Genomic DNA, 10,212 nt, shown 5'->3' with positions numbered 1-10,212 from the left:
GCAAGAGCACACCTTGCCAACGGTCCAGGTGTCTGCCGACCAGTTCGATCCCGATGATGTGCGCCCCGAAGGCGTGACCACGGCGACCAAGACCTATATGGCGCCCAAGGACATTCCGCAGACCATCGACACCTTGGAAGTCAACAAGTACAAGAGCTATGGCATCAACGACCTGTCGGTCATGCTCGATGGTGTGCCAGGCGTCAACACCAGCTATGACATGCGCGGCGAGGGCGTGATGATCCGTGGCTTCAATGCCGACAGCGGCGATATCTACCGCGATGGCGTGCGCGAATCCGGCCAGGTGCGCCGCAGCACGGCCAATGTCGAGCGCATTGAGATCCTCAAAGGCCCGGCCTCGGTGCTGTATGGCCGTGGCGCGGGCGGCGGTGTGATCAACATGGTCAGCAAGCAGGCGCGTTTTGATGGCGTGAGCAGCGTGACCTTGCGCGGTGGCTCCTGGGAGAACGTGGGCGGCACCATCGACATCAACCGGGTGATCAGCCCCAACGTGGTCATGCGGCTGACGGCCGACCGCGAGCAGGCGCACAGCTTTCGCAGCGGCATCCGCAACCGCAACGAGATGGTCTCGCCCAGTGTCATGGTGGATACGCGCACGGGCCTGCGCTGGACCGGCCAGTACACCTATGACAATGTCTGGCGCGTGCCGGACCGGGGGCCTTCCTACGACCAGATGCCGCCAGGCATGTCGCTGCGCCAGGGCTTTGCCCAGCCGGGCGACTTTGTCGAAGACCGTCTGCGCGTGCTGCGCTCGGACCTGTCGTACGAGTTCAACAAGGCCTGGAGCGTGCGCTGGGTGGCCAGCAAGCGCGAAGCCAGCCAGGACTTTGACCACTACTTTGCCGGTACCTACTGCAACCCCCAGGGCCTGACCCCTGCGGGCGCCAAGTGCGCCAACCCCGGCCTGCTGCGCCAAAGCTATGCCTGGCAACAAACCGAGAACCGCACCACCACCCACACCGTGGACCTGACCGGCAAGCTGGACCTGGCCGGCATGCGCCATGAGTTGCTGCTGGGCGTGGAGCACAGCGAGGAAGAACGCGCGCCGCGCCTTTTCAGCACCGCCAACAGCAATGGCTATATCGATCCGAACAACCCGGTGTTCGATGCGGTGCGCCCGCCCCAAGGCGCGCCATCGCAGCAGAATCTGCACAAGGGCACGGCCCGCGCGCTGTATGTGCAGGACTTGATCAGCCTGAGCGACCAGTGGAAGCTGCTGCTGGGCGCGCGCTATGACAACTTTGACTTCAACAGCACCAACCAGCTGACCAATGCGAGCCGAAGCACCGATGGCAACTCCGTCAGCCCGCGCGCGGGCCTGGTCTGGCAGCCAGTACGCGAGCACAGCCTGTATGCGTCCTGGAGCCGCAGCTTCTCGCCCTATGGCGGACGGGGCATGTTGATGGTTGACACCGGCGCTGGCGCGGTGCTGGACGACGAGCCCCAGCATTCGCAGCAGTTTGAGATGGGGGTCAAGAGCGATTGGCTGGACGGCGCGCTGTCCACGCAGCTGGCCGTCTACCAGCTGGAGCACTACAACATCCGCTACCGCCCCGATCCGGACAACGACCCCTTCACCTGGGCCGTGCGTGGCAAGGAGCGCTCACGCGGTATCGAGTTCAGCGCATCTGGCCGTGTGGCACCGTTTTGGTATGTGCGCGGTGGCGTCGGCATCATGGCCGCCAAGGTCACCGAGAACAAGGCCAACCCCGCGCTGGAAGGCAACTACCTGGCCAATACCGCGCGCCGCAACGGCAATGTCTTCCTGCGCTATGCGCCTGCGGGCAACTGGTATGCCGAGCTGGGTGTGACCCACACCAGCGCCCGCTACACCAATGACGCCAACACCAGCCGCGTGCCCGGCTACACCCGCTGGGATGGCCTGGTGGGCTGGCGCGCTGCGCCCTGGACCGTTACCTTGGCAGTGTCCAACCTGACCAACAAGGAATACTGGCGTTCCAGCAGCATGCCCGGCACGCCGCGTGGTGCTTTGCTGAGCGCGAACTACCAGTTCTAAGCGCCCAGGCGCCATAAAAACAGGCCGCGCTGCAATCCCTGCAGCGCGGCCTGTTTGTTTTTGATCGAGTGCGGATCAGTCGCGGAAGTTGTTGAACGACAGCGGCACGTCGGTCACGTCTTTTTTCAGCAGCGCCATCGCCGCTTGCAGGTCGTCACGCTTGGCGCCGGTGATGCGCACAGCATCGCCCTGGATGGCGGCCTGCACCTTCATCTTGCTGTCCTTGATGAGCTTCTGGATCTTCTTGGCGAGCTCTTGCTCGATGCCATTGCGCACCTTGATCACTTGCTTGACCTTGTCGCCGCCGACCTTTTGCACATCGCCCTTGTCCAGAAAGCGCACATCCACATTGCGCTTGGTCAGCTTGTTGCGCAGGATGTCTTCGACCTGCACCAGCTGGAAGTCGGCATCGCCGTACATGATGATCTCTTTGTCCTTGAGCTCGATCCCGGCCGACGTTCCCTTGAAGTCGAAACGGGTGCCAATTTCCTTGGCGGAATTCTCAACAGCGTTTTTCACCTCGACGAAGTCGGCTTCGCAAACCGTGTCAAACGATGGCATAAATACTCTCCTTGCAGGCCAGGCTGAGCGCCTGAGTGGGTCGCGACAAGTGCGACAATCTAGCGATGTTAGTCGAGAAAAATGCCCCGCTGCAGCAATACAACACCTTTGGCATCATGGCGCGGGCCATGAACCTGGTGCGCGTGCAGGCCCCGCAGGATATCCGTGATTTTTTGGCCCAGCCCCCGTTGGGCGCCAGCCGCCAGGTGGTGGTGCTGGGGGGCGGCAGCAATATCGTCATCACCGGCGATGTCGAGCCCACCGTCTTCAAGATGGAGATCATGGGCAAGCGCCTGGTCGAAGAGACCGAGAAGCACTACATCATTGAAGTGGGCGCTGGTGAAGTCTGGCACGAGGTCGTGGCCTGGAGCCTGGCCCATGGCTACCCCGGGCTGGAGAACCTGGCGCTGATCCCCGGCACCGCAGGCGCAGCACCGGTGCAGAACATTGGCGCCTATGGCGTGGAGCTGCAAGACCGTTTTGACTCGCTCGATGCGATCGACCTGAGCAATGGTGAGCATTTCAGCCTGCAGGCGGCGCAGTGCGCGTTTGGCTACCGGGATTCGGTGTTCAAGCATGCGCCGGCCGAGACCATGCCGCTCACCATGATTGCCCGCGCCACCGGCGTGGCCGAGCCCCGGGGCATGGGGCTGGCGGGCCGCGCCGTCATCACCCATGTGCGGCTGCGCCTGGCCAAGGATTGGAAGCCCGAGCTGGGCTACCTGGACCTGGCCCGCAAGCAGGCCGAAAAAGGCATTGCGCAGCCCACGGCCCAGGACATCTTTGACTGGGTGGTGGAGATCCGCCGTGCCAAGCTGCCCGATCCAGCGCAGATCGGCAATGCCGGCAGCTTTTTCAAGAACCCCCAGGTCACTGCCGACCAGTGCGAGGACATCATCGCGCGCGAGCCCAAAATTGTGCACTACCCCATGCTGGACGGCAGCATCAAGCTGGCTGCGGGCTGGATGATCGATGCCTGCGGCTGGCGCGGCAAAAGCATTGGCAAGGCCGGCGTTTATGACCGCCAGGCCCTGGTGCTGGTCAACCTGGGCGCGGGCGAAGGCAGCGTGACCGGCGGCGAGGTGGTGACCTTGGCACGCGCGATTCAGACCAGTGTCTATGAGCGCTTTGGCATCCAGCTGGAGCCCGAACCGGTCGTCTGGTAGCTGTCTGGTAGCTGCGCCAGCGCGGCCTAAAGGGATCAGCGCTTGGCAGGTGGTATCCAGCGCGCCAGCGCTGCCGCCGCGCCCCAGGCCAGCAAGCCGATGCAGGCAATGCCGCTGGCCAGCGACAGGCTGCCTGCCAGAAACGACAGCAGCGCTGGCCCCAGCGATGAGCCCAGATCGGCCGCCAGGCGCCATAGCCCGAGAAAATGCGCCCGCGCATGGCGCGGTGCGTGGTCGGCCCCCAAGGTCATGATCAGGCCCGAGCCAATGCCATTGCCAAAGCCCAGCGCCATGGCCGCCAGCAGCAAGGTCGTCACGCTGGCCGTCAGCGGCATCAGCAGCATGGCCGCGCCCATCACCAGCATCGATGGCACGGCCACCCAGCGCCGGCCTTTGAGATCCATCAGCCGGCCCGCAGGGTAGAAGACCAGCATGTCGATGGCGCCTGCCAGCCCGTAGACCAGCGAGGCGGCAGCCGGTGCCAGCGCAAGATGGTCGGCCCACAGCGGAATCACCACCTGGCGCGAGGCACGCACGGCGCTGACCAGCAGCACGCCCAGGCCCAGCGTGAGAAACAGCCGGTGGTGATCGCGCAGAATGCCGGCGATGGACGGTGCCTCGGTGGGCAGCGGCTGGCCCGGCAGTGCAGCGGGCGCCGCCAGATCGGGCACGCGCAGGCCAATGGCTGCGGCGCAGAGGACGCCCACAATGCCCACCGCGAACGCCGCATGCAGGCCCCAGGTATGCATGGCCCAGGCGCCGATAAAGGGCCCGATGAACATGCCGATGCGCATCACCCCACCCAGGGTGGACAGCGCCCGCGCGCGGTAGGACACGGGCACGGCCTCGGTCAGATAGCTTTGCCGCGCCAGGTTGTAGACCGCCTGCGACATGCCCACCATCAGGCAGCCCAGCGCAAACAGCCACAGCTGCTGGGTGGCCAGGCAGATGGCCATGCCGATGGCGCTCCACAGGCCAGCGGCCACAATCGCCCAGCGTTCGCCCCAGCGCGCTGTTATCAGCGATGCCGGGATATTGCTCAGCAAGGAGCCAATGCTGACCAGCCCCACCACCAGCGCTGCGATGGGCACTGACGCGCCCAGATCGCGCGCCATCAGCACGATCACGGGCAGCACCGCACCCTCGCCAATGCCAAACAGCAGCGAGGGCCCAAAGGCCGCCACGGCAATGCGGCGCAGCGAGAATTCCGCGTCGCTGCCTAGGGCCGGATCGGATGCGGGAGGAGGGGAGCTGGGCGTGCCCATGGTGGGGGTGAAGGGGTATCGAGTCTGCGCCGAGGGGCCGGCTGGCACTTGGCGGCCTGAAGAATCCTCTCCAGGTCAGCTGCGGCCGGCCCTATTGTGCGCCTGCCCGCCGCTTGGGTGGCGCTGATGCTGTCGCGGGCAGAACTCGGCCTGCGCGGCTTATTTGAGGCTGCCCGAGAGGAAGCGTGCCAGACGCTCACTCTTGGGGTTGGCCAGCACCTCGCGCGGCGGGCCTTGCTCTTCGATCAGGCCCTGGTGCAGGAAGATCACATGGTTGGAGACCTCGCGGGCAAAGCCCATTTCATGCGTCACGACCAGCATGGTGCGGCCTTCCTGGGCCAGCACCTGCATCACGCGCAGCACCTCACCGACCAGCTCGGGGTCCAGCGCCGAGGTGGGCTCGTCAAACAGCATCACCTCGGGCTCGACCGCCAGCGCACGCGCAATGGCCACGCGCTGCTGCTGGCCGCCACTCATGTGGTTGGGGTAGCTGTCTTCCTTGTTCTCCAGGCCGACCAGCTTGAGGTACTTGCGGGCGCGGGCGACGGCCTCGTCCTTGCTGATGCCCAGCACATGCACCGGCACCTCGATGATGTTCTGCATCACCGTCATGTGCGCCCAGAGGTTGAAATGCTGGAACACCATGGCCAGCTTGCTGCGCAGGCGCTGGAGCTGCTTGGGGTCGACTGCGTCCAGCGCGCCATTGCGGCCGGTGCGCAGCTGCAGGCTTTCGCCAGCCACGATGATTTGCCCTTGCTGGGGCTGCTCCAGCAGGTTGATGCAGCGCAGAAAGGTGCTCTTGCCCGAGCCGGAGCTGCCGATGATGCTGATCACGTCGCCAGCGCAGGCGTTGAGCGAGACGCCCTTGAGCACCTGGTTGCTGCCATAGCTCTTGTGGATGTCCAGCGCCTGCAGTTTGTAGTTGGATGCGTTCATATCTCGATGCTCGAATGTCTTAGGCCTTGCGCGGAGCCAGATAGCCCAGGAAACGGCGCTCGGCGAGGCGGAAGATGCCAATCAGGATAAAGGTGATGCTCAGGTAGATGGCAGCTGCCGCGATATAGGCTTCAAACGGCAGGTAGTAGTCCGAGTACACCCGGCTGGCAGCGCCGGTCAGGTCCACCAGCGACGGCACGGTCGAAGCCAGGCTGGTTGAATGCAGCATCATCACCACCTCGTTGCTGTAGGCGGGCAGGGTGCGGCGGATGGCGCTGGGCATCACGATGCGGCGCATCAGCTGCCAGCGGCTCATGCCCATCGCGCGGGCCGCTTCCACTTCGCCCTTGTAGGTTTCGCGGATCGAGCCAGCGAGCATCTCGGCCGTGTAGGCGGCGTTGTTCAAGGTGAAGGCGAGGAACGCGCAGAAGAACGGCTCCTTGAAGTAGGTCCAGGGCCAGACCGCATCCCAGCGCGCCTGAACCCATTCAAGCTGCGAGAAGCCGTAGTAGATCAGGTAAACCTGGATCAGCAGCGGCGTGCCGCGCATGAAATAGGTAAAGGCGCCCACGCTTTTGCGCAGCAGCCAGGAGCGGCTGACCAGCGCGAGCGCGCCCAGCAGCGCCAGCACAGCGCCAATGGCCAGGCTGGACAGCAGCAGCTTGAGGGTGGTGACCAGGCCCTCGCCGTACAGCGCAAGGGTGTCGGGCTGAAAAATGACTTCCCAGTTCATAGCTGCACCTTTTCGGTTCCCAGGCTGTAGCGGGCATTGAGACGGCCCAGCGCCCACAGCGATACCGATGTGTAGACCAGGTACAGCGCAGCGGTGAAGAGGAAGAAGATAAAGGGCTCGCGCGCAGCGGCGCTGGCCTGCTTGGCCAGGTAGGTCATGTCTTGCAGGCCGATCAGGCTGACCAGCGCGGTGGCCTTGATCAGCACCAGCCAGTTATTGGTAAAGCCGGGCAATGCATAGCGCACCATCTGCGGCAAGGTGATGCGAAAGAAGGTCTTGACCGGACTCATGCCGAAGGCCCAGGCCGCTTCCATCTGGCCCTTGGGGATGGCCAGGATCGCGCCCCGGAAGGTTTCGGTCATATAGGCGCCGTAGATAAAGCCGATCGTGAACGAGCCGGCCACAAAGGGGTTGAGGTCGACCGAGCTTTCGCTGCCCATCTTCTCAAGCAAGGTATTGAGGCCGATGGCGCCGCCGTAGAAGACCAGCAGCATCATCACCAGCTCAGGGATGCCGCGCACGATGGAGGTGTAGACCGTCGCCAGCACCACCAGCGGGCGGCGGCCCGACAGCTTGGCACTGGCGCCCAGCAGGCCCAGCACGGTGGCAATGGCCGCTGATGCCAGTGAGACCGCTACCGTCAGCAGCGAGCCCATCAGGATCGATTGAAAGTAATCACTCATAGTTTTTGGCCTTAGGCGCCGTGATTGCGGTACGCAATCGGGCCCATGGATGGCCTGGTGTTTGCCTTGGGGGGGCGCTGCAAAAAGGCTTGGCACCATGGAATTGCGGCGCGATTCATCCAGTATGAAGACTCTGGAGCAGCGCGCCGCTTGGTGTTAGCCCTGATCGAGGACGCGGTGGCGCCAGGGGCGCGACCGCGTTTTGCAAAGATCAGTTGCCGTAGGGGTCGAAATCGAAGTACTTCTTGGCAATCGTGGCATAGGTGCCATTGCTGCGGATGGTCTTGATCGCTTCGTTGATCTGCTTTTTCAGGTCGCCCTGGTTCTTGCGCAGCGCAATGCCGATGCCATCACCGTAGTACTTGGTCTCGTACTGGTCCGGGCCCTTGTAGCCGTAGTCGGCGCCTTCGGCCTTGCGCAGGAAGCCGCCGTTGACTTCGACCTTGTCAGCCACGGTGCCGTCAAGGCGGCCGGACTTGATGTCCAGGTAGACCTGGTCCTGGGCTTCATAAGGCACGATGGTCGCGCCTGCAGGCTTGAGCTCGCCATTGGCCCACTTCTCTTGGGTCGAGCCCTTGAGCACGCCGATCTTCAGGCCCTTGGCCGAAGCCGGGCCCTTGTATTCCACGCTTTTCTTCAGCACCACGGCGCTGGGCGTCTTGTAGTAGCGGTCGCTGAAATCGACCACGCGGCGGCGCTCGTCGGTCATCGACATGGAGCTGACGATGACGTCGTATTTCTTGGCTTGCAGGCCGGGGATCATGCTGTCCCAGACTTGCTCGACAAACACGCACTTGCGCTTGATCTGCTCGCACACCGCCTTGGCGATGTCTACGTCAAAACCGGTGACTTCGCCTTGGGGCGTCTTGTAGGTAAACGGTTCGTAGGTCGGGTCGACAGCTACTTTCAGGTCTGCAGCAAACGCAGGGGCGGCGATAGCGGCCACTGCCAGTGCGATCAAGGTTTTACGCATAGTGAATCCTCGGATCCGAATGTTGATAAGGTGGCTAGCATGCTAGTGCTTTTGCTGCCCGCCGTCGGGGTCTCAAATCGGCTTGTGGCGACCCGGCGACAGCTCTGTGCTGTGCTTTGTGGCAAAGCGGCGAGCTTGTGCGCATTATCACCAGCCTAAACGGCCATTGAGCGCAAAAATCGACGTTGAAGCGTCAATTTTTACGCCCTATCCAGGGAAACACTAATAAGTATGGGTTGTGACGGTCGATTCGATCGTCTATTTTGTCGAAACGTCCGCGCTTACTTCTTCCAGTAGCCCGGGCGAATCAGCAGACTGTGGACGCGGTAGGGTGCCTTTTCCTCGATGCCGATGTCCATCGGTACATAGGCCTTGTCACACTGCAGCAGGTAGCTGGTGATGTAAGGGGTCGGGCTGGTCATCTGCGCGCCGACCTTGCAGCTGCCCACGCTTTGGTGCACATCGTTGAACACCTGCTTCATCTGGTCGGACGTGACCTGCTTGTTGAAGTCTTCGGTAAAAGTCTTGGCATCGGGCACAGCGGCCTTGCCTTCAAAGGCGGCGAGCAGCGCCTGGAAACGCTGGGCCAGCGCCTTTTCAGCAGCCGGGTTGGGCGCAGGGGCCTGGGGCGCTGCCTCGGCTGCGGGCGGCGTGGCTGCCGCTGCTGGGCTGGCCGCTCCCTGGCTGCTTTGGGCCTGGGCCGCCAAAGCGGCGCAGGCCAGCGCGGTGGACAACAGGGCGTGGCGGGACATACGGTGCATGCGGGTTTCCTTGGTGTGGTTTTGCATCGGGCCATCCTAGGCGCAGTGGGCGCTCTGGTGGTAACACTTGGTGTTCAGATGCTGGGGGATGAAAGGGGCTGCAGATGGCCTTTTGGGAGGCCTGCCATGCAAGCCATCAAGGGTGAGCAGCGCAGTCACTGCGCTTGCCACCTTGCTCGGGTCCCCCACTGTGCACCTGCACAACCCGACCCGCATGCCATCCAAGGCCGTAATAGCGCTTGAGAATTGGCCTACATGGTGGGTCGATGCAAAACCGGGCAAGGCCTGTATCCATGCGCTTGTGCGGCGCGCGGTGGTGGCCGGGCCGGGCCCGCTTTCATCTTGGCGACCCGGTTTTGGCGCCGTTGCAGCTAAGGTGTCGCGCAGTGATAGGCAACCCTTTAAGGATATAGAGATGAATGGCGCACACAGTCTGGTCAAGACTTTGCTGGCTGCAGGGGTGGATACCTGCTTTGCAAACCCTGGTACCAGCGAGATGCACTTTGTAGCAGCTTTGGACCAGATCCCCGGCATGCACTGCGTGCTGGGCCTGCAAGAGAACGTGGTCACCGGCATGGCCGATGGCTACTACCGCATCGCCCGCAAGCCCGCCTGCACCTTGCTGCACTGCGGCCCGGGCCTGGCCAATGGCCTGGCCAATTTGCACAATGCGCGCCGAGCGCGCAGCGGCATTGTCAATATCGTGGGCGACCAGGCCACTTACCACCGGCCTTTTGACGCGCCGCTGACGGCTGATACCGATGGCCTGGCCCGCACGGTATCGGGCTGGGTGTATACCAGCACGCACAGTGCGGACCTGGGCCAGGATGCGGCGATGGCGGTGCGTGCGGCCTCGACCTTTCCCGGGCAGATCGCTAGCCTGATCCTGCCGGCCAATGTGTCCTGGGACGAGGGCGGTGTGGTGGCGCAGCCGCTGCCCCTGCCTGCGCCGCCCGCAGTGGATGGCCATGCGATCGATGAAGTGGCAAGGGTGCTGCGCCAGGCGGGCAGCAAGGCCTTGATTCTGCTGTCGGGCGCAGCGGTGTTTGCGCCGGCCCAGGCGCTGGTGTGGCGGCTCGCGCAGGCGAGCGGCGCT

10 protein-coding genes are annotated in these 10,212 nt (G+C 63.6%); 3 read left to right on the top strand and 7 right to left on the bottom strand.

What is annotated here, in order from left to right; translation table 11 throughout:
• Positions 1–2,038 (top strand): TonB-dependent siderophore receptor (locus H928_RS27450; protein ID WP_043339844.1); only part of this gene is annotated, 2,038 nt, incomplete at its 5' end.
• A gap of 75 nt (positions 2,039–2,113) precedes the next feature.
• Here the strand turns inward: H928_RS27450 and H928_RS0112175 are convergent.
• Positions 2,114–2,599: a YajQ family cyclic di-GMP-binding protein gene (locus H928_RS0112175; protein WP_021026760.1), complete on the bottom strand. Its 486-nt coding sequence runs from the start codon at positions 2,597–2,599 to the stop codon at positions 2,114–2,116.
• A gap of 65 nt (positions 2,600–2,664) precedes the next feature.
• On the opposite strand from H928_RS0112175, the gene murB reads away from it, so the two are divergent.
• Positions 2,665–3,765 carry a UDP-N-acetylmuramate dehydrogenase gene (murB, locus tag H928_RS0112170; RefSeq protein ID WP_021026759.1) on the top strand — a complete coding sequence of 367 codons (1,101 nt, stop codon included), beginning with the start codon at positions 2,665–2,667 and terminating at the stop codon, positions 3,763–3,765.
• A 35-nt stretch (positions 3,766–3,800) separates the two neighbouring features.
• On the opposite strand, the gene H928_RS0112165 is transcribed toward murB, so the two are convergent.
• From H928_RS0112165 to H928_RS0112140, 6 genes are all read right to left on the bottom strand, one after another.
• Entirely contained in the window at positions 3,801–5,030 is a 1,230-nt protein-coding gene (locus H928_RS0112165) for an MFS transporter (RefSeq protein WP_021026758.1), read from the bottom strand.
• A gap of 159 nt (positions 5,031–5,189) precedes the next feature.
• Positions 5,190–5,966, bottom strand: a complete 777-nt coding sequence (locus tag H928_RS0112160) for an ABC transporter ATP-binding protein (RefSeq protein WP_021026757.1) — start codon at positions 5,964–5,966, stop codon at positions 5,190–5,192.
• 19 nt (positions 5,967–5,985) lie between these two features.
• On the bottom strand, positions 5,986–6,699 hold the full coding sequence (locus H928_RS0112155) for an ABC transporter permease (protein WP_021026756.1): 714 nt from the start codon (positions 6,697–6,699) through the stop codon (positions 5,986–5,988).
• A complete protein-coding gene (locus H928_RS0112150; RefSeq protein WP_021026755.1) occupies positions 6,696–7,382 on the bottom strand; it encodes an ABC transporter permease in 687 nt (228 codons plus the stop codon). The genes H928_RS0112155 and H928_RS0112150 overlap by 4 nt, the downstream gene beginning before the upstream one ends.
• A 211-nt stretch (positions 7,383–7,593) precedes the next feature.
• Positions 7,594–8,355 carry a transporter substrate-binding domain-containing protein gene (locus H928_RS0112145; RefSeq protein ID WP_027010882.1) on the bottom strand — a complete coding sequence of 254 codons (762 nt, stop codon included), beginning with the start codon at positions 8,353–8,355 and terminating at the stop codon, positions 7,594–7,596.
• Between the two features lie 281 nt (positions 8,356–8,636).
• The gene (locus H928_RS0112140; RefSeq protein WP_021026753.1) at positions 8,637–9,143 is read right to left on the bottom strand and encodes a hypothetical protein; all 507 of its coding nucleotides are present in this window, start codon (positions 9,141–9,143) and stop codon (positions 8,637–8,639) included.
• 388 nt (positions 9,144–9,531) lie between these two features.
• Here H928_RS0112140 and H928_RS0112135 point away from each other — a divergent pair.
• Positions 9,532–10,212: thiamine pyrophosphate-binding protein (locus H928_RS0112135; RefSeq protein ID WP_021026752.1), on the top strand; the 681-nt coding region annotated here is incomplete at its 3' end.

It is taken from the genome of Comamonas sp. B-9 (assembly GCF_000410635.1).
Lineage (GTDB): Bacteria > Pseudomonadota > Gammaproteobacteria > Burkholderiales > Burkholderiaceae_C > Comamonas.
Note: the sequence above shows the minus strand (reverse complement) of the source record. Positions and strands in the feature narration are given on the sequence as shown.

Excerpts from the sequence above, each read along its gene's own strand:
- H928_RS0112165 (WP_021026758.1), bottom strand. The coding sequence starts at position 5,030 with ATGGGCACGCCCAGCTCCCCTCCTCCCGCATCCGATCCGGCCCTAGGC.
- H928_RS0112155 (WP_021026756.1), bottom strand. The coding sequence starts at position 6,699 with ATGAACTGGGAAGTCATTTTTCAGCCCGACACCCTTGCGCTGTACGGC.
- H928_RS0112160 (WP_021026757.1), bottom strand. The coding sequence starts at position 5,966 with ATGAACGCATCCAACTACAAACTGCAGGCGCTGGACATCCACAAGAGC.
- H928_RS0112145 (WP_027010882.1), bottom strand. The coding sequence starts at position 8,355 with ATGCGTAAAACCTTGATCGCACTGGCAGTGGCCGCTATCGCCGCCCCT.
- H928_RS0112150 (WP_021026755.1), bottom strand. The coding sequence starts at position 7,382 with ATGAGTGATTACTTTCAATCGATCCTGATGGGCTCGCTGCTGACGGTA.
- H928_RS0112175 (WP_021026760.1), bottom strand. The coding sequence starts at position 2,599 with ATGCCATCGTTTGACACGGTTTGCGAAGCCGACTTCGTCGAGGTGAAA.
- murB (WP_021026759.1), top strand. The coding sequence starts at position 2,665 with ATGTTAGTCGAGAAAAATGCCCCGCTGCAGCAATACAACACCTTTGGC.
- H928_RS0112140 (WP_021026753.1), bottom strand. The coding sequence starts at position 9,143 with ATGCAAAACCACACCAAGGAAACCCGCATGCACCGTATGTCCCGCCAC.